At 37.2% G+C, this 20,581-nt stretch carries 25 protein-coding genes; 13 read left to right on the forward strand and 12 right to left on the reverse strand.

Annotation, left to right across the window (positions count from 1 at the left end; translation table 11 throughout):
- Window positions 1-129: 129 nt before the first annotated feature.
- Window positions 130-375, reverse strand: coding sequence for a YuzB family protein (locus JOC48_RS14550; RefSeq protein WP_204500849.1), 246 nt, complete (start codon window positions 373-375; stop codon window positions 130-132).
- A gap of 333 nt (window positions 376-708) precedes the next feature.
- Between JOC48_RS14550 and JOC48_RS14555 the strand changes: the two genes are divergently transcribed.
- Complete coding sequence (locus tag JOC48_RS14555) at window positions 709-1,224, forward strand: hypothetical protein (RefSeq protein WP_204500851.1); 516 nt, start codon at window positions 709-711, stop codon at window positions 1,222-1,224.
- 30 nt (window positions 1,225-1,254) lie between these two features.
- Here JOC48_RS14555 and JOC48_RS14560 read toward each other — a convergent pair whose 3' ends face one another.
- From JOC48_RS14560 to JOC48_RS14575, 4 genes are all read right to left on the reverse strand, one after another.
- Window positions 1,255-1,944 carry an LrgB family protein gene (locus JOC48_RS14560; protein ID WP_204500853.1) on the reverse strand — a complete coding sequence of 230 codons (690 nt, stop codon included), beginning with the start codon at window positions 1,942-1,944 and terminating at the stop codon, window positions 1,255-1,257.
- Window positions 1,937-2,305 (reverse strand): CidA/LrgA family protein, encoded by a 369-nt coding sequence (locus JOC48_RS14565; RefSeq protein ID WP_204500855.1) that lies wholly within the window; start codon window positions 2,303-2,305, stop codon window positions 1,937-1,939. The genes JOC48_RS14560 and JOC48_RS14565 overlap by 8 nt, the downstream gene beginning before the upstream one ends.
- 533 nt (window positions 2,306-2,838) lie before the next feature.
- Entirely contained in the window at window positions 2,839-3,405 is a 567-nt protein-coding gene (locus tag JOC48_RS14570) for a GNAT family N-acetyltransferase (protein ID WP_204500857.1), read from the reverse strand.
- Between the two features lie 336 nt (window positions 3,406-3,741).
- Window positions 3,742-4,653 carry a TIGR01777 family oxidoreductase gene (locus tag JOC48_RS14575; protein WP_204500859.1) on the reverse strand — a complete coding sequence of 304 codons (912 nt, stop codon included), beginning with the start codon at window positions 4,651-4,653 and terminating at the stop codon, window positions 3,742-3,744.
- A gap of 78 nt (window positions 4,654-4,731) precedes the next feature.
- On the opposite strand from JOC48_RS14575, the gene recX reads away from it, so the two are divergent.
- Both recX and JOC48_RS14585 read left to right on the forward strand, forming a co-directional pair.
- Entirely contained in the window at window positions 4,732-5,553 is an 822-nt protein-coding gene (gene recX / locus JOC48_RS14580) for a recombination regulator RecX (protein WP_204500861.1), read from the forward strand.
- A gap of 97 nt (window positions 5,554-5,650) precedes the next feature.
- The gene (locus JOC48_RS14585; protein WP_204500901.1) at window positions 5,651-5,980 is read left to right on the forward strand and encodes a YfhH family protein; all 330 of its coding nucleotides are present in this window, start codon (window positions 5,651-5,653) and stop codon (window positions 5,978-5,980) included.
- A gap of 38 nt (window positions 5,981-6,018) precedes the next feature.
- On the opposite strand, the gene JOC48_RS14590 is transcribed toward JOC48_RS14585, so the two are convergent.
- Together JOC48_RS14590 and sspK are read right to left on the reverse strand one after the other, a co-directional pair.
- Window positions 6,019-6,177 (reverse strand): YpzG family protein, encoded by a 159-nt coding sequence (locus tag JOC48_RS14590; RefSeq protein WP_204500863.1) that lies wholly within the window; start codon window positions 6,175-6,177, stop codon window positions 6,019-6,021.
- A gap of 54 nt (window positions 6,178-6,231) precedes the next feature.
- A complete protein-coding gene (gene sspK, locus JOC48_RS14595) occupies window positions 6,232-6,375 on the reverse strand; it encodes a small acid-soluble spore protein K (protein ID WP_204500865.1) in 144 nt (47 codons plus the stop codon).
- Window positions 6,376-6,521: 146 nt separating this feature from the next.
- On the opposite strand from sspK, the gene JOC48_RS14600 reads away from it, so the two are divergent.
- Window positions 6,522-6,788 carry a YfhJ family protein gene (locus JOC48_RS14600; protein WP_204500866.1) on the forward strand — a complete coding sequence of 89 codons (267 nt, stop codon included), beginning with the start codon at window positions 6,522-6,524 and terminating at the stop codon, window positions 6,786-6,788.
- An 82-nt stretch (window positions 6,789-6,870) separates the two neighbouring features.
- Here JOC48_RS14600 and JOC48_RS14605 read toward each other — a convergent pair whose 3' ends face one another.
- Window positions 6,871-7,863 (reverse strand): metal-dependent hydrolase, encoded by a 993-nt coding sequence (locus tag JOC48_RS14605; RefSeq protein WP_204500867.1) that lies wholly within the window; start codon window positions 7,861-7,863, stop codon window positions 6,871-6,873.
- A 134-nt stretch (window positions 7,864-7,997) separates the two neighbouring features.
- On the opposite strand from JOC48_RS14605, the gene mutY reads away from it, so the two are divergent.
- From mutY to JOC48_RS14625, 4 genes are all read left to right on the forward strand, one after another.
- Complete coding sequence (gene mutY, locus JOC48_RS14610; protein ID WP_338024325.1) at window positions 7,998-9,083, forward strand: A/G-specific adenine glycosylase; 1,086 nt, start codon at window positions 7,998-8,000, stop codon at window positions 9,081-9,083.
- Between the two features lie 153 nt (window positions 9,084-9,236).
- Complete coding sequence (locus JOC48_RS14615) at window positions 9,237-9,410, forward strand: gamma-type small acid-soluble spore protein (protein WP_204500869.1); 174 nt, start codon at window positions 9,237-9,239, stop codon at window positions 9,408-9,410.
- 208 nt (window positions 9,411-9,618) lie between these two features.
- Complete coding sequence (gene ntdP / locus JOC48_RS14620) at window positions 9,619-10,146, forward strand: nucleoside tri-diphosphate phosphatase (protein ID WP_204500871.1); 528 nt, start codon at window positions 9,619-9,621, stop codon at window positions 10,144-10,146.
- A 131-nt stretch (window positions 10,147-10,277) separates the two neighbouring features.
- Window positions 10,278-12,053, forward strand: coding sequence for an ABC transporter ATP-binding protein (locus tag JOC48_RS14625; protein WP_204500874.1), 1,776 nt, complete (start codon window positions 10,278-10,280; stop codon window positions 12,051-12,053).
- A gap of 157 nt (window positions 12,054-12,210) precedes the next feature.
- Here JOC48_RS14625 and JOC48_RS14630 read toward each other — a convergent pair whose 3' ends face one another.
- The 3 genes from JOC48_RS14630 to JOC48_RS14640 form a co-directional block, all read right to left on the reverse strand.
- Window positions 12,211-12,936 (reverse strand): type 1 glutamine amidotransferase, encoded by a 726-nt coding sequence (locus JOC48_RS14630; RefSeq protein WP_204500876.1) that lies wholly within the window; start codon window positions 12,934-12,936, stop codon window positions 12,211-12,213.
- A gap of 73 nt (window positions 12,937-13,009) precedes the next feature.
- On the reverse strand, window positions 13,010-14,077 hold the full coding sequence (locus tag JOC48_RS14635; protein ID WP_204500878.1) for an FUSC family protein: 1,068 nt from the start codon (window positions 14,075-14,077) through the stop codon (window positions 13,010-13,012).
- A gap of 406 nt (window positions 14,078-14,483) precedes the next feature.
- Window positions 14,484-15,779, reverse strand: a complete 1,296-nt coding sequence (locus tag JOC48_RS14640; RefSeq protein ID WP_204500880.1) for a glutamate-1-semialdehyde 2,1-aminomutase — start codon at window positions 15,777-15,779, stop codon at window positions 14,484-14,486.
- 145 nt (window positions 15,780-15,924) lie between these two features.
- Between JOC48_RS14640 and JOC48_RS14645 the strand changes: the two genes are divergently transcribed.
- The 4 genes from JOC48_RS14645 to perR all read left to right on the forward strand — a co-directional run bounded on the left by JOC48_RS14645 (window position 15,925) and on the right by perR (window position 18,420).
- Window positions 15,925-16,389 (forward strand): potassium channel family protein, encoded by a 465-nt coding sequence (locus JOC48_RS14645; RefSeq protein ID WP_338024326.1) that lies wholly within the window; start codon window positions 15,925-15,927, stop codon window positions 16,387-16,389.
- A gap of 51 nt (window positions 16,390-16,440) precedes the next feature.
- Window positions 16,441-16,911 carry a thioredoxin-dependent thiol peroxidase gene (bcp, locus tag JOC48_RS14650; protein ID WP_204500882.1) on the forward strand — a complete coding sequence of 157 codons (471 nt, stop codon included), beginning with the start codon at window positions 16,441-16,443 and terminating at the stop codon, window positions 16,909-16,911.
- A 286-nt stretch (window positions 16,912-17,197) separates the two neighbouring features.
- Window positions 17,198-17,758 carry a cob(I)yrinic acid a,c-diamide adenosyltransferase gene (locus JOC48_RS14655; RefSeq protein WP_204500884.1) on the forward strand — a complete coding sequence of 187 codons (561 nt, stop codon included), beginning with the start codon at window positions 17,198-17,200 and terminating at the stop codon, window positions 17,756-17,758.
- A 218-nt stretch (window positions 17,759-17,976) separates the two neighbouring features.
- Window positions 17,977-18,420, forward strand: coding sequence for a peroxide-responsive transcriptional repressor PerR (gene perR / locus JOC48_RS14660; RefSeq protein WP_239584393.1), 444 nt, complete (start codon window positions 17,977-17,979; stop codon window positions 18,418-18,420).
- A gap of 148 nt (window positions 18,421-18,568) precedes the next feature.
- Here the strand turns inward: perR and JOC48_RS14665 are convergent, their stop codons facing one another.
- Window positions 18,569-18,946 (reverse strand): YgzB family protein, encoded by a 378-nt coding sequence (locus JOC48_RS14665; RefSeq protein WP_204500888.1) that lies wholly within the window; start codon window positions 18,944-18,946, stop codon window positions 18,569-18,571.
- 258 nt (window positions 18,947-19,204) lie between these two features.
- Here JOC48_RS14665 and JOC48_RS14670 point away from each other — a divergent pair, with 258 nt between their 5' ends.
- Entirely contained in the window at window positions 19,205-20,074 is an 870-nt protein-coding gene (locus JOC48_RS14670; RefSeq protein WP_204500890.1) for a nucleotidyltransferase-like protein, read from the forward strand.
- Window positions 20,075-20,581 lie beyond the last annotated feature (507 nt).

Raw genomic sequence — 20,581 nt, forward strand, 5'->3', positions numbered from 1 at the left:
TTCGTTTGGGGAAGTAGCGACAATCGACTTAGCAAAATAGAATAGAAAAAACGCTCAGTCAATTGACCTGAGCGTTTTTGGGGTGTAAGCGGATATGGAGTTACCTTTAGTTTTTGTGCTGGAATCCGCTTATTGGTAAATAGCTAGTTCTTCTTCGATTGCAGCTCTTATTTTTTCCAGACATGCCTCTGGATCTTTGGCATGAATTCGTTTTCCGTTTATCATGGCATACGGCTTTAAACGACATAAACCACAAAAGCTTAAGCAGTCACTTACCAATACTGCAACTTCCGGATATTCCGATTCAATAATTCCCTCTATATCAATCGTATTCATTAGATTACTGTCACATATTTCAACGACAACGATTCCCATGTAGAATCACCTTCTTTATCTTTCACTCTGTTACTGCAGTTCATAAAGTAACGCTGTTTCAGTAAATTGTCAACCAAATGTTATAGTTTGTTTATTTATTATTCGTTAACGATATCAAGTAAAAACGTTTTTCCTACCAACTATAATACCATTTCTATGGAGTTTTTATGTGATTTGGAGGAAGTGCACTTGGAAAGTATTAAATCACGGCGAAGAGAAAATTTTTAGATCGTCAATCGCGTGTAGCAATAACGCATTTGTTCTAATGGTTTTGTAACATGAAACTGTACCTCTCATATGATAAAAAAGAACAGAAGGGGAGGTAAATAAAGCATGTTACCAATGGTTGATGTCGGTTTAATGGATGAGCACCTATCTGGCCATGAAGGATTATTATTTAAATTAAAAAACTACGAAGCTATGGTAAAAGAGACGATGCTTAACAACATCATTCAGCAGGAAATTATCGTACTAAAAGACCATATCCGTGCGATGTTACAGTTATTAGACCCTGAAAATAAAGAGTGGGTTTCATTAAAAACAGATAATCCATCATTTGAAGTTCATCCCATTTCAGCACAATCAGATCATGAGCTTCATCAATTAAAAAAGATAGTAATGGAATTAAAAACGACTGTTAAGCACATGGCAAATGAAAATTATACTTCTGCATTAATGATGAAAAATCCCAATGTTAAGCATGTTCATTTTCAAATGGCAATGCAGCAAGCTACGTTTCAAAATTATTTTGCACATATCATGAAGCTTATGGATTGGGAATATACTCCAAAGGCCGCGGAAAAAGAGCAAAAGAAGGTAATCCAAAAATTTGAACACCTTCTTGATTAAAGTGTTTTCTAACTGACAAGAAGAGCCTTGCTAAAAAAATAACTGTACAATGATAGGCGTTATGATAGCAACAAGCATAGCGCTTATTGTCATGGATACCGTACTTACTGCACCCTCCATCTCACTATTTTCCATCATTCTGGCGGTTCCAATCGCATGTGATGCGGTTCCCATTCCAATTCCTCTTGCAATCGGGTTATCAATTTGTACAAACCGTAACACTGTAAGCCCGAATACAGCTCCACCAATACCAGCGAACATAACAAAAGCTGCAGCCAACGAAGGTGCGCCGCCAATTGTCGTAGCAATGTCCATTGAAACAGGAGTAGTTACATTTTTTGATGCAATCGAATAGAGTGTTACTTGTTTAAATTGAAGGATTTTAGCCATGAATACGCCACTAATAATACCAATGACAGATCCTAAACATACACCAATGGAAATTGGAACGATATAAGTTTTTAGTATATGCTTTTGTTTGTAAAGCGGGTAACCAAGCGATACGACAACAGGACCTAGCAAATAATCGAGCCATTGGCCCCCAATCATATAAGTTTCATAGGAAATACCTGAAACAAGCAAAAAGGCGGCTAGGACGAGTGTAGTCGTTAATATCGGTAACGAAAATGGGCTAGGATATCGATGATTGAATCGTATGGCAACATAATAAAGACCAATAGTAGTGAATAGAAACATTAGACCAATAAGAAAATTAATCATTTGTATCAGCCTTTCGTTTTAAAAGCCACTGTGCAATGAGGCTGGAACTAATCATGACAAGTGCCGTACTAAAGAGTGCAATAAGAATCAATAAGGTCCCCTTGCCGGAGAAAACACCTAAATAATTAATAATCCCAACCGTTACGGGTACGAAAATCAAGGGCATGATTCGAATTAAATAATTTGTTCCTTCTTCTACCCAAGCAGGTTTTATGATATTGGAAACAAGTAAGAGAAAAAACAAAATCATTCCTATAATACTTCCAGGAATGAATAAATCGAAAGCTTTTTGAATCGAAACCCCTACAATATAAATCGAATATAAGATGATAATATGAATAATAATTCGGAATACTTTCAAAAAGAATCGCCTTACTTTCCTCTAGTCTAAAAAATCATCACCTTATATTCTATCTAATTCACTAACCATTGTCTTTAATAAAGAATGAATTAATTTTTGTTTTTTTATGGAAAGGGAGGAATCTTGCCTTTTAAACCCGGGTGTTTGATGGTCTGAGAAAATTATCAAGAATATTCGTTTAGAAAAAGATGAAAGAAAAAGACTAACTCTAACTAGAATTCAAAAAGGCTGCCAACCATTTGGTGCAGCCTTTTTGATAAGATTGTCAAACTCATGCACCGAAAAGGGGAGGAATCGGGGTTTGGAAAAACGAATGAGTTAGACAACCACTTACCCACAGTCTTTTCCACAATGAAACGTTTTTATACACAGTATTTTAAATAGTTATCCTCATTATCCACAAAGATTACAATTCTTATCCACAATTTTTATCAACAATTAAAGGTATTGTAAAATTAGTACTGGTTAACTTTATACACAATGTGCACAAGTCTGTGGATAATTTTATCCACAGACGAACTAGAATCAAGAAATTACCCGACAGCCTCATCTTCCACAGTCACAGTATTTAATGTAAGCTCTCTGTGCAGCAGATATTGATCCTTTGTGATTACAAACAATTCATAGACTGGTGTTTCGAGGGAGCTTGCATTGATTTTCTTATACACATCTGGATATAAAATATTTCCTAGAGAAACAAAGGGGATTTTTAACATGGCTTTTAACGAACGGACATTTGTTTTTCTTATTTTAATAAAGATTGCTTGAATATCATTTCGTAAAAAAAGTTCTTCAAAAAAAGCATCCTTCGCAAGCTTGTTATACCCTTTGCCGAAGAATGGCTGGCCAATCCAAGTGGCTAGGAACCCCTTCTTATCCTCAATGTCAAATAGGTTAATCGTGCCGATTGGGTGATTATACTCATCAACAATGGTTCGAGATATTAATTCACCGTTTTCTTCTGCTTCCATGGTTTGTTTTGTTAAGAAGTAAAATTCATCTGAGGAAGATGCTTTATGTCGTACATACGGAAACACTTCTGGATGAATGAGTAGTTCGTAAAGGGCTGGTGCGTCATGTAATTCACGCTTTTTAAGCAATAAAAAAACCTCCATTCCGGAGGGTGAACACACTACGGGAACCTAGTGGTCGACTCACCCTCGAATTTTTATCAAAGAATCCAACAAAAATTCGGGGTGGGAATCGAACCCACTAGAACCAGGTTACCTGGTGGCGCACCATTTGCCTTCCCTTTCTATCCATTATATGAAAATTAAAAAGATGACTAGTTGATCATTTATCCTTTTTAATTATTATATTCATAATCAAATCCCAAGATTATATTACACAATTTCACCCCAAATGGGAATAAAAATTTTTCATAAACATTCGACATTTTTTCCACAGCTAGGATTTGTTATTTTTATTCCATCATATTAAACATTGCTTTTATTAAAAATATCTCTCAGTGCCGTTTCCAGACGGGGATACTGGAAGGGATAATTGTACTTTTCTGCTATCGTTGGATACACGGCTTGTCCTTGCAAAACCAACGTACTCATCTCCCCAAGTACAGTGCGAATTGCGAAAGTTGGTGCAGGTAACCAATACGGTTTTTTTAATACATATGCTAAGGTTTTGCTAAATTCATGATTTTTAACGGCATGAGGTGCTGTTACATTTAAAGGCCCGGAAATCTTGTCATTTTCCATTGCAAACTGAATGAATCCAATAACATCTTGTATATGAACCCAGGACACCCACTGCAAACCACTTCCGACTTTTCCGCCAGCAAAGAAATGAAAAGGAAGCGCCATAAGCGGCAGTGCACCGCCGTCCTTTCCTAATATGACACCAAACCGGGCAAGTACAACTCGTACTCCTAAACGTTCTGCCTCTTGTGCCTTATTTTCCCATTGATTGGTTACCACTGATAAAAAATCATTACCAGACTTAGATTGTTCTGTAAAAGATGCACTCGTGGAGGTACCATAGTAGCCAATGGCAGAGGCATTTATTAGTACAGACGGCTTCTTATCCATCCTTTTCATTAAATCGATCACTTTTTCTGTGACGGTGATGCGGCTCTCTAAAATACGTTTCTTTTTGGCTTTTGTCCAATAACCAAAAAGGGAATCACCAGCAAGATTAATGAAAGCATCGATCGTTGGTAACTCTTTTTCTGGTTCGTCCTGTTTGTTTAACCATCCTACATAATGAATGCGAGTATCGTTTTTATATTTATTTGGGGTTCTTGTTAGGACGTAGACTTCATGTCCCTCAGAAACCAGTTTGGAAACGAGCTGTTTTCCTACAAATCCTGTACCACCAGTTATTGCAACTTTCACTTGAATCCCCCTAACGTCATGATTGTATTCTAATTATCCTATATTTTCGTGTTAAAATGAAGAAAGAGGTGAGGCGTTTTGGCGAAAATTGTTCGTATTACTACTCAAAAAAGAAATAAAAGTCGTTATAACGTTTTTGTAGATGATGGGAAAGGAGAACGTTATGCCTTTAGTGTTGCTGAAGATATATTAGTTGAGCATCAATTACGAAAAGGGCTTGAGCTTAATCAGGCAACACTGGATTTGTTAGTTGAAAAAGATTCCATCCATCGCATCTATACACAGGCGATTCATTTTTTAAGCTATCGAATGCGATCACAAAAGGAGCTTCGAGAATACTTACTAAAAAAAGAGATGGATGAAGAGGATATTAACCAAATCATCGATCGATTAGTAAAAGAAGGCCTATTAAATGATAAAGAGTTTGCATTTGCTTTTGTTCGTACCCGAATTAATACAACGAGTAAAGGGCCATTGTTGATCAAAAAAGAATTGTTTGAAAAAGGAGTTAGCGCAGGAATTATTGATGAAGCACTGCGTGTATTCACGTATGAAAAACAATGGGAAAAAGTCTCTAAGCTCGTTTCCAAAAAACAAAATAACTCGAGTAAAAAATCGTTTAACCAACGGATCCAAACACTTTACCAAAATTTATTACAAAAAGGGTTTACCCAAGATGTTATTTCGGATGTACTATCGGAAATAAAAGAGGACAAGGATGAGGATACGGAATGGGAGGCTGCTGTTTTTCAAGGTGAAAAATTTCTCCGTAAATATGAGAAAAAGGCTAGTGGTCGTGAGTTAGAGTATAAATTAAAAGCGGCGTTATTTCGCAAGGGGTTTAAAATCGAACAAATTGATCGATTTATCGATGAAGTGGTACGAAAGGAACCTACCTAGTAGTACTATTTACGAAAAATCGAATACTTTCTTTTTTAAACGAAGTACTGATAAAATAAATACAAGAAATAATACACAGTAAATGAGTGAGGTAATCATGGAAAAAAGATATAGTGAATATACAGTTGAGGAGCTACGTTCGGAAGTAGCCGGTTTAAAGGAAAAGGCACAAAAAGCTGAACAGATGGGTAATGTAAATGAATATGCGGTTTACGAAAGAAAAATGCAGATGGCACTAGCCTATTTACTAAACCCTGAAGATTTCCAGCCTGGTGAAGAATATCAGCTAGAAGGAGATCCGGGCCAAACATTTGTTATCGACTATCTGAATGGCGTGTTTGCTTGGGGATATCGAAAGAACCTGCTTGGACAAAAATATGAAAAACAAGAAGCACTACCTATATCTGTATTAGGCAAAAAACAATAGTATTGGACAGGGGTTGCTAATGACCCCCGTCCATTTACTTAAGCTCGTTTGTTCATTTGAACTTCAGTAATAATTTCTGCCTGACTTTTTTTTGTTTCACCATTTACTTGGTGGGCGGTGTGTTTTCGGCTTGCTCTTGGGTTTTGGAATGGATCCTGGTATAGGTTGCTATAGAATGGTTTTTTGTCTTTTGTCATGGCTGATTCCTCCTAGACTAATCGTTAAATAAAGTGAAGGATAATGCTTATTCTTTAACGATTAGAGGATTTTTTCATTCTTCCTTGGGGATCAGTATTAATCGTACCATCCGCTCTTTTTGAGCTGTAAGCAGCTTTTGCTCTAGCTTCTCCACCTTCCATCTTTTGATCCGTAAAACCATATTTTTTATTACGCATCTCCAAAACCTCCCTGCAATGTTAAGCCAGCATCATCTTTGATGCCATTTATAATTTGCGCGATATGGAGAAAAGATATGTAAAAGCTATCGAAAAAATGGATGGCAATGGTTAGCAGAAACACCAGTATGGAAGGAGTGGTTTTTATGGAAGAAATTTTCGAACGTCTGGCAAATGATCTGTATAAGAAAAACGGCAACTTAACAATCGATGAGGCGAGAACATGGGTAGAGTTACTTTGGGAAGATTTTGAAACTACTCGAGCCAAAGCTGGCAGAGAATACGAAGGTAAGCAAATGACTGAAAGAATTGTCTCGGGTTGGATCAATCAATATGGACCGAGATTACATGAATTTGCCAACCATGAGAAATATAAAAAAATGTTTAACAAAGGGAACGACCAAGTTCATTGATAAGTCTGCTACATGTTGATGGCAGGCTTTCTTTCTTCCGTTTATAAGTGAACATGGCAAAGAACCGGGAGTCGCCCCGGTTCTAAGCTAATGGAGAATAATCATCTACAAGTAATTTTTTTTGCAATTTCTCCTCAGAGAAAATCCAACCAGTGTACGAGCTGATAATGTTCATGTTGTCATCAATTTGTACAACTGCTACAAATGGGTAGTGACCTTTGGAGTGATATCTTAAATCGATAAAACGCACTTCCGTGTAGTCATCATAGATATTAATCTCCCACCGATATACTGGGGAGAAAGATAAAAATGCAGAAACATTTTTATCTTGCTTTGCTACCTCGATTATGTTGTCCTTTGGTAAGGGAACTTTATCATATTCATCTACAATCTCAATATGGCCATGTTCAGCTCTGCCTACATAAAATTTATCATTTGTCGTGATGGCTAACCGCCAAATGTTTTGTTTTATTGTAGGTGATGTTGCTATTTCTTGAAGGTCAGGAATATGTTGTTGGACTTTTTTTACGATTTCTCTTTTATCCAAATAACGCTTGATATAGTAAAGCGTGATAATGCCATAGATAAGCAGCCATGTATAGCCTGGATGTGAACCTAAAAGCCAAGCGGCGATTCCGATCATATGCAAGGAAAAAATGTAAGGATCAAATGTATTTATAAAGCCATAGGCTACCCATCTGCGAGTAAATGGTCGATATGCTTGAGTGCCGTAAGCATTAAAAACATCAACAAAAACGTGTAGGATAACAGCAAGAAATGTCCAAATCCACAGATGGAAAAAATTAACATTAGGATAAAACAAATGAATAACGTTAGCAATTGCAATCCCCCACAAAAGGACTGCCGGCATGGAGTGGGTAACTCCGCGGTGGTGTCGTAAATAAACGGCATTGTTTTTCAACTTTAGAATCGTATCGAAATCAGGTGCATGAGAACCTACAATGGTGCCAATCATTACTGCTTGAAACAAAATAGGATCATTTTGTACGACGGGGTCAAGAGTAGCAATGCCACCAAGTGCAACACCCATGGCTATGTGGGTTCCTGTGTCCATTAAGTCGATCCTCCTTTTAACAGCAATGCTTATTAATACTATTTCATTATTGCTTTATTTTATGAAAGTAGTTAGAACTTTACTATGAGAATTTACATCTATTTAAATTATTGTAACATGAAGGATGAATGGTTGTGAAAGTTGTGAAAAGAGAACAAGTAAACGAATATTTAACAGGTTTTGATCGATTATCCTTTCAAAAAAATTTAATCGAATGGTTTGAAACAGAAAAAAGAAACTTGCCATGGCGACTCGATAATGATCCTTATAAGGTTTGGGTATCAGAGATAATGCTGCAACAAACAAAAGTGGATACAGTAATACCGTATTTTAACCGATTTATCAAAAAATTCCCTACAGTAGAAGCATTGGCTGAAGCTGAGGAACAAGAAGTGTTAAAAGCATGGGAAGGTCTAGGCTATTACTCACGAGCGAGAAACCTGCAAACAGCAGTAAAAGAAGTAGTAGCTAATTATGGCAGTAGGGTTCCTAAGGATCCTAACACCCTTTCTTCATTAAAAGGTGTTGGCCCTTATACAAAAGGAGCCATTTTGAGTATTGCTTATGATGTCCCAGAACCTGCTGTGGACGGGAATGTTATGCGGGTAATGTCTCGAGTTTTGAAAATTGATGAAGATATAGCAAAGCAAAAAACAAGGAAGTTATTTGAATCATGTATAAAAGAAGTGATTTCCCAAGCTAATCCTTCCTCTTTTAATCAAGGGTTAATGGAGTTAGGCGCTCTAATTTGTACACCAAAATCTCCTTCCTGTTCATTATGCCCAGTACAAGAACATTGTGCTGCATATCAACAAGGAATGGTAGAACAGCTTCCAGTAAAATCAAAAAATAAAAAACAAAAGACACTCACTTATTTTGCTTTTGTCATTCATGATAAGAGTAACGTCTTGATTGAACAACGTCCTGAACAAGGGTTACTTGCTAATCTGTGGCAGTTTCCGATGGTTGAGCTTTCCAAGACTGACTTGGAACATACCCAAAATTGGATAAAGCAGAATTACGGTCTCACGGTGAAATTAGGAAATGAGTTATCCTCCATCAAACATGTTTTTTCACATCTCATTTGGGATATACGTGTTTTTCAGATGGAAGTAATCGATGGTGCGGTAAAAGAACCAAATGCAAAAATGGTTGCCAAGGAGCGCTTAAATCAATATCCATTTCCAGTTTCCCATCAAAAAATTATCCAACAATTTTAACCTCGCCTCATTCATCTGACGTGGAATAAAGGGTTGCTTCCCGCCTTTATGAGGACTACCCAATTTTCGTAAATATGGAAAAATATTCTTTATCTTTTTCTTGGATAACATTTATTTATTCTGGTTAGATTAATTGTTGCGGAGGTGATAAACATGGCAAAAAACAATAAACAACAATCTGTTGCAGGAACTAATGTTCAAAAAGTAAAGCAACAAAACCAAAAGGCTGCACAAGGCCAAGGCCAATTTGGAACTGAATTTGCTTCTGAGACTGATGCGCAACAAGTGAGACAACAAAACCAAAAGTCTAAACAAAACAAGAAGTAATGAACCTTCCCCCGAATCATGAAAAAAAGGAGCTCTCCATTCGACGAGGGCTCCTTTTTACGTAATTGAACAGTCTTTCATTTCCATTTGTTCTGTATAAAAGTTATAATGAGTAATACATATATATGTTACGGGTAATTAGGAACCCCCATGCAAACAATCGACCAGTGAACGTAACGGCAAAATTATTTTAGGAAAGGAAGATAGGATGGCTGGCCCAAAACCAGGTTCTACCATACAAATCCAAAGCTATAAACATAATGGTCAGCTCCATCGTGTTTGGGAACGCAGTACAATCCTTAAAGGAACAAGTAATCTTGTTATTGGAGCAAATGACAAAACACTCGTGACGGAAAGTGATGGTCGAACTTGGATAACACGAGAACCCGCAATTTGTTATTTTCATTCTAAATATTGGTTTAATATCATAGGTATGTTAAGAACCGATGGAATCTACTACTATTGTAATATAAGCTCTCCATTTGTATATGAAGATAATGCTGTGAAATATATTGATTACGATTTGGACGTAAAGGTTTTTCCGGACATGACCTATGTATTATTGGATGAAGATGAATACGAGTTACATCGACAGCAAATGAGTTATCCTGAGGTTTTAGATCGTATTTTAAAAAACAATATTAATTATTTAATCCAATGGGTTAGACAAAGAAAAGGCCCATTCTCACCAGAGTTTATCGATCAGTGGTATGAACGTTATTTAACGTATCGTTAATCTAATAGAGGTAATCTACAATCCTTGTCTCATTAGTTGGCAAGGGTTTTGTGTTGATTTAGGTGTGTAGCTGAGATTTTTGGAAAAAGTATAAAAAGACCTCATGGAAGAGCATAAGGAGAGGTGAAAGCTTGGATAGTATTAAACGTTATTTAAAATTTGTTTATCCATATAAATGGAAAATTCTCTTAACCGTTCTAATTGGTGTTTTAAAATTTTCGATCCCGCTCTTATTACCGTTAATTGTGAAATATGTAATCGATGATATCATTGGCGCAGACCAATTAAGTAGTGATGAGAAAGTAAACCAGCTCTTATGGATTATGGGTGGTGCGTTATTAGTGTTTGTCGTCTTGCGTCCACCAATCGAATATTATAGGCAATATTTAGCTCAATGGACAGGTAACAAGATTTTGTTTGATATTCGAGAGAAACTATTTGATCATATTCAGCGATTAAGTTTGAAGTTTTACTCCCGAACGAAAACAGGAGAAATTATTTCAAGGGTAGTCCATGATGTGGAGCAAACGAAGAATTTTGTCATGACTGGACTCATGAATTTATGGTTAGATATGGTGACCATCTTAATCGCAATAGCCATCATGCTCACAATGGATGTTTGGCTAACCATTGTTGCGATTGCATTGTTTCCGTTGTATGGCATAGCCGTTCGAATTTTTTATGGAAGGCTAAGGGCTTTGACGCGAAAAAGATCGCAGGCTTTAGCACAAGTGCAAGGGCACCTGCATGAACGTGTACAAGGGATACCAGTTACAAGAAGCTTTGCGCTGGAAGATTATGAGCAGCGACAATTTGATCGGCAGAACCAAAATTTCCTTGATAGAGCGATTGAGCATACATCATGGAATGCAAAAACTTTTGCAGTGATGAATACTATTACTGATTTAGCTCCGTTGCTGGTGATTGGTTTTGCGGGGTATTTTGCGATTACTGCTGGCTTAACTGTCGGGACAATTGCTGCGTTTGTCGGGTACATGGATCGGGTTTACAGTCCGTTACGCCGATTAATCAGTTCGTCTACTACGCTAGTACAATCGATTGCTTCGATGGACAGGGTCTTTGAGTTTATTGATGAAGATTATGATATTAAGGATAAAGAAAATGCAAAACCGTTGCATCGCATACACGGAGAAGTAAAGTTTAACGAAGTGTCCTTCAGATATGAGGACGAAGAGGAGCTTGTGTTAAATAATATATCGCTTGATGTCAAACAGGGAGAAACGATCGCACTAGTTGGGATGAGTGGTGGTGGTAAGTCTACGATCATCAGCTTGATTCCGCGTTTCTATGATGTGACGAGTGGAAGTATTACGATAGACGGGAAGGATATCCGTGATGTGCAGGCAAGGTCATTGCGTGATCAAGTTGGAATGGTGTTGCAGGATAATATTCTGTTCAGTGACTCGATTGCGATGAATATTCGAATGGGAAATCCTGATGCTACGGATGAAGAGGTAATCGCAGCTGCAAAAGCAGCGAACGCCCACGGATTCATTACGGAATTAACAAACGGTTATGATACGTTAGTAGGTGAACGAGGGGTGAAGCTTTCAGGAGGACAAAAGCAGCGTGTCGCTATCGCTCGTGTGTTCTTGAAAAATCCGCCGATCTTAATTTTAGATGAAGCAACATCAGCCCTTGATTTAGAAAGTGAAAATTTAATTCAGGGCGCACTAGAAAAGCTAGCTTCAGATCGAACAACGTTTATTGTTGCGCACCGATTGGCAACGATAACCCATGCAGATCGAATCATTTTAATCGAAAATGGCGTGGTAAAAGAAGAGGGAACCCACCAGCAGTTGATGGCGAAAAAAGGTGGCTATTATAACCTTTACCAAGTTCAACAGTTAGATGATGGGAAAGCAGAGTTAACAAAATCAAAATAAAAATTGCAAGAGAGGTGACGCCGTCGTTGCGGTTGTTCACCTCTTTTTTTTATGTCAGAAGACCGAAATATGGCTGAAGCGGAATGGAAGTGCTGGATCCGTGCAGTTCTTTAAATACAAAATAATGTAGTGCGATTTCCTCGCACCACACCAAGATTTAACTATACGTCGTTACAGCTTTTTCCCTAGATTTTTGATATTGTTCCTCAAAATGATCTAATACACGAAATAACCAGTTTTTACTTCGTTTAAAATCATTGTATTGGTTAATTTCTTCAACGGATTGAACATATTCCCCGGCGCTATCGGACGGATATAAATTTTCTAATGAAAAAGATACAATGGACTCATTAAATTCAGGATGAAACTGTATTGCGAGTACTCTTTCTCCGTAGGTAAAACCTTGTCTTGCACATTCATTTTCTCCTATCAAACATGCATCATGCGGAAGATCAAACGTATCATTATGAAATTCAAAGAATGCTAATGACTGTTCTATTTCCTTTAAAAGAGGGTGAGTCATCGCACCAGTATTTAATGTAGTTGGATGCCAACCAAGCTCTAGATGTTCGTGTTTATAGGCCTTGCCTCCAAGCGCATCAGCAATTAGCTGACACCCTAAACAAATGCCAAATACGAATTTGTTGGCATGAACAACGTCCCGAATAAATGCTTTTTCCTCTTTTAACCATGGATATTTATCCTCTTCATACGCTCCCATTCGACCACCCAAAAAAATAATCAGATCAAATGATTCTAATGCTGGAAATGATTCACCTAAGTGAATTTGTGTCGTTTCATAAGTAATGTTGTTATTAATAAACCAATCTTCTATATATCCAAGTCCTACTACTGGATCGTGTTGAATGACATGTACACGCATTGATGATATCCCCCATTGCCTTTAAATTTTCCTAAAATATATCATAAATTTTATCAAATTAGAAAAAGAAATCTTATTCCTCTTCCACAAATTCTAAGTGCTCATCCTGGTAATAGGTTTGATAGCTCTTTAATAACGTTTCTAAGTGAGACAACTCGTAGTGGTATTCCATTAATTGTGCTGCTAAAGGTAAAAAGATTAAACGTCGGTCCTCATCTTCTTGATAGACTTGGATTAAAGTCTCAACTAAATGGGGAATATTTGTCTCTAATAACACATTGAGCTTTTCATTGGGATTCTTTCTAATCCTTCCCATTGCACTTAGCAGTAATCTCTCGTGTGAATGAATAACCTTATCTAATTCTTGCACTAGTGCCGTTTGAAAGTTAACAGGTATATTTTCAATTTTTTCATTAAGCTGATGGAATCCCTTTAGTACATCAAATGATTCCTTTGTGGTAGCAATCAGCTGTCTAAAAATAATAAGCTTCCTTGCTTTGGAACGTCTATTTTTCTTCATATACGTTCGTTCTTCTGAAAAAAGTTTATAGGTGTTGTCAATCTTTCTTATTTCTTCCTCAAATCTAGTGATTTCACCTTTTAAAGAAGGATCATCCGACAAATGTCTGTTTGTCATGCGTAACCACTGCAAAATTTCAGAAGTTGTCCGATCTATGCGTTGAAAGAGCTTCGTTTCATACTTTGGCGGAAGGAACAATAAGTTAACTAAAAAGGCAGAGAAAATTCCAAGTGTTAAAGAAGAAAATCGCATAAAAGCAGAATAAAAAAAGTCCATCGCAGTTACTTCCATGACCGCAATGACAGCGACAATTGCAAGCGAAATGGTTGTTTCACTCATTTTTATATACATACAAATACCAATAACGATAATTGCTGTAAAACCAATGACGAATGGATCGTTCCCTAATGTAAAAAACGCAATAACAGCAATACTAAAGCCAATGATGTTTGCTTGGATTTGCTCAAGAATTGTCTGAAATGAACGGTAGATGGAAGGTTGAATGGCGAATACTGCTGCAATTCCTGCAAAGACAGGTGATGAAAATCCAAGTAATGATGCAGCATATAAAGCAATTGCAACAGCTAACCCAGTTTTAAGCATGCGTGCTCCTAGTTTCATTGTTTAACAACCTCATTCTATGTACCAATTTTTTGAAAAATAATAACATGATAAATAAGTATGATGACCTTCTATATTCTAGTATAACAAACTATAAAAAAGATACTGAAACGGAAGGTCGTAAAGAGGTAATAGCGATAGAAACGAGGTTCCAGGGGGATAGGTGCAGCCTCAAAGTCTTTTGAAAATATAAGATTGTACAAAAAAAAGGAGCTTTTGCATTATGCAAAAGCCCAAGTCTTCATGCTTTGAAGGGAAGTCATACAAATTGACAGATAAAGCATGAGTCGAAAATTTATTAATTTTCAGAATAATAATAACATATATTTGTCGATGAATCAATTATTATTCAAAAAAATGTATAAAAAAGCACGAAAATGTATAACAATAACCAAAAAATGTATAATCATTCATTATTCATTTGTGAAAACGCTTGTTGTACTGCTGTTAAGGTTTTCTCGATATCCTGTTCCGTGTGGGCGATGGTGAGGAACCATGCTTCATATTTGGATGGAGCAAGATTGATTCCTTGGTTAAGCATCAGCTTGAAAAATCTTCCGAACAAATCTCCGTCAGTGGCTTCTGCATCTGTATAGTTTTCAATTTTTTTATCTGTAAAATAGACCGTTAACGCCCCTTTTAATCGATTAACCGTAACAGCTATGTTGTTTTCTCTTGCATGCTTTAAAATGCCTTCTTCCAGCATTCCGCCCAGTTTATCAAGTTTTTCATATGTTCCGGGTTGCTTGAGTACCTCAAGACAAGCGATCCCTGCAGACATGGATGCTGGATTTCCTGCCATGGTTCCGGCCTGGTATGCAGGTCCGAGCGGTGCAACTTGTTCCATAATTTCTTTTTTACCACCGTATGCTCCGATTGGCAGTCCTCCACCAATGACTTTACCAAGTGCAGTCATATCAGGCTCTACATGCACGAGCTGCTGTGCACTTCCATACGTGAAACGAAAAGCGGTGATAACCTCATCATAGATAATTAATGCTCCTGCATCATGTCCGTATTGATTGACCTGCTCTAAAAAGCCGGGCTTCGGTTCCACGATGCCAAAATTCCCAACAATTGGTTCTACCAATACTGCAGCAACTTGATCACCCCAGCGGTCAAGCGCTTCCTTAAACGCATCGATATCATTAAAAGGGACAGTAATGACATCTTGTGCGGTTGTTTTTGTCACACCAGCAGAATCGGGATTTCCTAATGTGGAAGGGCCTGATCCGGCTTGAACGAGAACAATATCGGAGTGGCCGTGGTAGCAGCCGGCAAATTTAATAATTTTATCTCGGTTTGTATAGGCACGGGCAACACGGATTGTTGTCATCACAGCTTCTGTACCTGAATTAACGAAGCGGACCTTTTCCATCGATGGAATGGCTTCCTTTAGCATTTTTGCGAATGTGTTTTCAAGAGCGGTTGGAGTTCCGTATAGTACCCCGTTTTGAGCTGCCTTCGTGATGGCCTCTGTTATATGTGGATGTGCATGTCCAGTAATAATCGGACCGTAAGCTGCTAAATAATCAATGTATTTATTGCCATCGACATCCCAAAAATAAGCTCCTTCCCCTTTTTCCATGTAAACAGGGGTTCCACCACCGACACCTTTGTAGGCACGGGAAGGAGAATTAACACCACCAACAATATGTTCTAATGCCTCTTTATGTAATCGTTCGGAATTTGTAATGTTCATGAAAAAACCTCCATATCTTTATCATCGGTATCTATTATAGCAACAAAAGAAAAAGTGACAAACGGATTCTATTGATAACAGTTCATTGTCATCACCAAGTTTTTTACACGTAAACTAATGATAAGGAACAAGCCAGTTGGAAATAGTGAAGGGTGGAATCATGTTGATTGCGATTGTATCTATTCTGCTAATTGTGGCATTGATGAGTGGTAGCCTTTATTCATTCATTTACCATAAACCGTATAAGCGTAGTTATTTTTCATATGAGATCTTTTATACCCTTATCCTCGTCTATTTTGTTGTGTTGGTGAGCTTTGGGCTCCTTTATTTTGTTTTATCCTTCAATGGAATCGTATTAGTAGAAGGTGGCGTCCTTCAAGACGTTAGTGTTCTTGAAACGTTAGCTCATTCTTTGTATTTTAGTGGCGTAACTTTAATGACCGTTGGATATGGCGATATCACGCCTGTTGGGTGGGGGAGGTTAATCGCATTAATCGAAGCGATTATTGGCTATCTATTGCCAGCGGCGTTTTTCCTTAGAATCTGGCACCAGTCTTTAGATTCAGGAGAAGAAGAAAAAGACGAAAAACGTGAAGTAGATTATTTGTAAGAAGGGCAAACTTTAGATAATCTTAAGGTAAATAGGAATGGAGGGAATGGAATGAGTATAGAAGTTGGTAAACCAGCACCCGATTTTACGTTAACAACGAATAATGGAGACACGGTAAAGCTTTCTGATTTCAGCGGGAAAAATGTTGTCTTATACTTTTACCCGAAAGATGATACACCAGGCTGCACGACAGAAGCTTGTGATTTTAGGGACAACCATCAAAGCTTTGCTGATTTAGACGCGGTTGTTTTAGGTGTTAGTCCTGATTCAGAGGAAAGTCATAAGAAATTCATCGAGAAACACGAGCTTCCTTTTCAGCTTTTAGTGGATGAAGATCACCAAGTGGCAGAAGCATACGGTACTTGGAAGCTTAAGAAAAAGCCTGACAAGGAATACATGGGAATAGAACGTTCCACTTTTATCATTGATAAAGAGGGTAACCTTCAGAAAGAATACCGTAATGTAAAAGTTGATGGACATGTCGAAGACGCTTTAAATTTTATTCGTGAAAACTTAAGCTAAGATAAAGAAGCTGTCCCATAAGGGGTCTGACCCCTTGCTTTTGGGACAGCTTCTTTTTTCGTTTATTTTTTTTAAAAAAAATAAGGAGAAGTAGGCTAACCCTCTATACAAAAGGGGACTCCTCTACATATGGTATGGTAGAACCTATAAAAACCTCCTCCCCTTTTTTAGATATATTAACTTGTGACACGAGAATTTACTTCTTGTGTCTTTTTTTATTGTAAATAAAAAAGAAAAAACGGTAGGATGAATATATAAACTAAATTGATTCAGCGGGGGGATTCGATTGCGAATTTACACTAGATCAGGAGATAAGGGAACAACGTCACTAATCTATGGAGAACGCGTTTCAAAAAATGATATTCGTGTAGAAGCTTATGGGACGTGTGATGAAGCGAATTCCATGATTGGATTTGCAGCTAGCTTGATTACGAATGACACAGTGGATTGGGATGATAAAGAAGAATTTTTACAGGAGTTGCGACGTGTCCAGACTGTTTTGTTTCATGTTGGTTCAGAAATGGCAACACCGACTGATAAAGAAGTGAAGTGGAAGCTTAAAAAAGAACATATCGATGAACTAGAAGAGCAAATCGATCGCTGGGACCAACAATTACCCGAGCTTACTAATTTTATTTTACCAGCTGGATTGCCGGCTTCGGCCGCACTTCATAGCGCACGAACAATCGTTAGGAGGGCGGAGCGAATAGCGGTAGCTCTCCAGGAAGAATTGGAAACTTCATTCGTTATTTCATACTTAAATCGACTTTCCGATTACTTATTTGTGGCAGCGAGGTTTGTGAATGTTAAGTGTGGAGGGGAGGAATTCGCCTTAGAAATAGAATAAAACAGATAGCTGTTTAATATACTTTTATTGACAGAATATTAATAAAGCGGTTAGACTATTTATAAGAATTATAAAATAATAATTAATTGTACCAGAAGATGGTAACATGTTCATTCATTAACCTGTTGCAATTGGATATATACTATAAGTACGTGTTCATTATTTTATCCATGTCAGGATGATGTATCTGATCATTATTTCACTTGAAAGCGAGGTGCATGACGGTGTCAGAAGTTAGACTTCAAGAAGCTGTTGGAAAGCTAAAAGAATCAGGAGTAAGAATCACACCACAGCGTCATGCGGTACTTGAATACCTATTAAATGCTGAGATCCACCCTACCGCTGATGATATATACAAGGCATTGGAAGGAAAGTTTCCTAATATGAGTGTGGCTACTGTTTATAATAATCTGAGGGTATTTCGTGAAATTGGCCTTGTTAGAGAATTAACTTACGGGGATTCGTCAAGCCGATTTGATTGCAATACTTCTGAACATTATCATATAATTTGTGACTCATGTGGCAAGATTGTAGATTTTCATTACCCAAGTTTAGATGAAGTTGAATCTCTAGCCGAGCAGGTGACTGGTTTCGAAGTGAGTCATCATCGCATGGAGATATACGGCACGTGCCCTAGCTGTAATGAAAAGCTCAAACATTAATGCTAGTTACAATCCCCTCCTTATAGAAGGGGATTTTTAACTTTCACCTTTAGTTGAATTAAAGACTATATGTTGTTGAGATATGGCTTGATATTGTAATGGTGAAATTGACTCAGGTGAAAAGAAAAATCCGCTTAAAACAAGCGGATTATTTTTCGTCTAGAGTCGTGGACCCCTTATATTTTTTAGAATTATATTTTTCATCAAAATCTTTTCCTGCAAGATTTTGATCTAATGTTAACGGTTGTTTGCAATGCATACATGCATCCACTCTTCCTAACATTTTCGTAGGTTTTTCACAGGATGGACAGACGATCTGAACCGCTCGAGTAGAAAGCATACCAATCCAAAAGTAAACAACAGTACTGAATACGATACATAGCATCCCTAATATAAAGAAAATTACCATTAACCATTCGATTTCTTTCAACCAAATACCTATATACATAACACCGAAACCAATAAAGATTAAGCTTAGTGCAAATGTGCGGATTCTATTTATTTTATTTGAATAATTTAAGGCCAATGTGTTCCCTCCTTACTTGTCCATCGTAGTATAGCATATTTTGGGCGGAAGGTTGTAGAAAGAATATGGCTGAAAGCAAGATTTTAAAGAAATGTTGTAAATGAAAAAAGGGTTTTGCTTACCTTTATAGAAATATAATGTCTAACTCTCTTTATCATAATGAGGGTGCTTTTTTTGTGATATTTTCTAATTGACCATATAACTCAATAAGTAATTGTTTTATCATTTATAGAATGGAATTTTTGGGGGGATTGAAAAATGGAAGATTTGTTAAGACCAATTTATCAGGAGCGTGCGAGTAATTCCAATACTCATGGTATTTTATTAATAGAAAAAAATAAGCCAATTAGCCCGGTAACTGATAATTTTGATGTCATTCTATTAGTCATTGTTTCTGATCCGAATCAAGCTTGGTTTGTAAAACACTATGAGTTTGAGGGTAAAACTGCTGCCATGCATATCGTCGACCATGAATTACTAAAAAGTTGGATAGATACAAGCACATATCGTCGTTCCGTTGAATGGATTATAAATGGGAAGATTATCTTTGATCGTAATGAATATGTAGAAAAGCTAAAAAATGAGTTGAGCACCTTTCCTCAAGAGAAGCGCCAATTAAAACAAGCAATTGAATTTGCAAAATTAACAAGAAGCTTTAGTGAAGCTAGAGATTTGTTTGATTCAGGACAGTTCTTAGATGCATTCAGCAAGGTGCTGCGTTCTTTGCATTATTTAGGAAGACTTGCAATTATTGAAAAGGGCTATCACCCAGAAGTGATTGTTTGGAGTCAGGTGAAGCGGATCGATCGGGAAACTTACAAATTATATGAAGAGCTGATTCAAAGTGATGAAGCAATTGATAAGCGTGTTCAGTTAATGCTACTAGCCGTAGAGTTTGCACTAAGTTCACGTGCTGAAACTTGTTCACAGCATTTAATTGAAATAATGAATACGAAGGAAGAACCATGGGGCTATGGTGAATTAAAAGTACATCCAGCAGTACAATCCTATGCATTTGATTTAAGCTCAATGGTCGAATACTTGTTGGAAAAGAATATTATCAAGGTTGTGCCAGTAGAAACGAAGGGAAATAGTATTTTTCATCGGAAATATAAGGCTAATAATTAAATGTTTAAGAAGTGGAATGTGCGGTTATTATATAGGAAGGAAACAGAATAATCGCACTGAATGTTCTTTGATCAATTTATGTTGACTTAAAATATAGTGCATGTTATATTAATATCCGCTGTTAATTAGCAGCACTGCTCATTTGAATTTTATGTTGACATACAAGATGTCGGCATGGTAAGTTTAATGGGTCGCTTTTAAAGGAGTCAAAAAAAAACGAAATAAGTTGTTGACTTCTACGAAACAAAATGGTATGATTGTTTATGTCGCCGAGAGATGGCGCGAATGAAATTTAAAATATCATTAAAAAAGTTATTGACTTCCGCGAATAAACTTGTTATACTATAAAAGTTGTCGCGTTACAGAGCAACAAACATTTGATCTTTGAAAACTGAACAAAACAACCAGTATGTTAAGAAAGAAATGCTAGTCAAGTTATTGAGTAAGCAAACTCAACTTTATCGGAGAGTTTGATCTTGGCTCAGGACGAACGCTGGCGGCGTGCCT

Source organism: Aquibacillus albus (assembly GCF_016908325.1).
GTDB classification, from domain to species: domain Bacteria; phylum Bacillota; class Bacilli; order Bacillales; family Amphibacillaceae; genus Aquibacillus_A; species Aquibacillus_A albus.

Excerpts from the sequence above, each read along its gene's own strand:
- JOC48_RS14550 (WP_204500849.1), bottom strand. The coding sequence starts at position 375 with ATGGGAATCGTTGTCGTTGAAATATGTGACAGTAATCTAATGAATACG.
- JOC48_RS14555 (WP_204500851.1), top strand. The coding sequence starts at position 709 with ATGTTACCAATGGTTGATGTCGGTTTAATGGATGAGCACCTATCTGGC.
- JOC48_RS14560 (WP_204500853.1), bottom strand. The coding sequence starts at position 1,944 with ATGATTAATTTTCTTATTGGTCTAATGTTTCTATTCACTACTATTGGT.
- JOC48_RS14585 (WP_204500901.1), top strand. The coding sequence starts at position 5,651 with ATGGAAAAAAGATATAGTGAATATACAGTTGAGGAGCTACGTTCGGAA.
- JOC48_RS14590 (WP_204500863.1), bottom strand. The coding sequence starts at position 6,177 with ATGACAAAAGACAAAAAACCATTCTATAGCAACCTATACCAGGATCCA.
- sspK (WP_204500865.1), bottom strand. The coding sequence starts at position 6,375 with ATGCGTAATAAAAAATATGGTTTTACGGATCAAAAGATGGAAGGTGGA.
- JOC48_RS14600 (WP_204500866.1), top strand. The coding sequence starts at position 6,522 with ATGGAAGAAATTTTCGAACGTCTGGCAAATGATCTGTATAAGAAAAAC.
- JOC48_RS14605 (WP_204500867.1), bottom strand. The coding sequence starts at position 7,863 with ATGGACACAGGAACCCACATAGCCATGGGTGTTGCACTTGGTGGCATT.
- JOC48_RS14615 (WP_204500869.1), top strand. The coding sequence starts at position 9,237 with ATGGCAAAAAACAATAAACAACAATCTGTTGCAGGAACTAATGTTCAA.
- ntdP (WP_204500871.1), top strand. The coding sequence starts at position 9,619 with ATGGCTGGCCCAAAACCAGGTTCTACCATACAAATCCAAAGCTATAAA.
- JOC48_RS14630 (WP_204500876.1), bottom strand. The coding sequence starts at position 12,936 with ATGCGTGTACATGTCATTCAACACGATCCAGTAGTAGGACTTGGATAT.
- JOC48_RS14635 (WP_204500878.1), bottom strand. The coding sequence starts at position 14,077 with ATGAAACTAGGAGCACGCATGCTTAAAACTGGGTTAGCTGTTGCAATT.
- JOC48_RS14640 (WP_204500880.1), bottom strand. The coding sequence starts at position 15,779 with ATGAACATTACAAATTCCGAACGATTACATAAAGAGGCATTAGAACAT.
- bcp (WP_204500882.1), top strand. The coding sequence starts at position 16,441 with ATGAGTATAGAAGTTGGTAAACCAGCACCCGATTTTACGTTAACAACG.
- perR (WP_239584393.1), top strand. The coding sequence starts at position 17,977 with ATGACGGTGTCAGAAGTTAGACTTCAAGAAGCTGTTGGAAAGCTAAAA.
- JOC48_RS14670 (WP_204500890.1), top strand. The coding sequence starts at position 19,205 with ATGGAAGATTTGTTAAGACCAATTTATCAGGAGCGTGCGAGTAATTCC.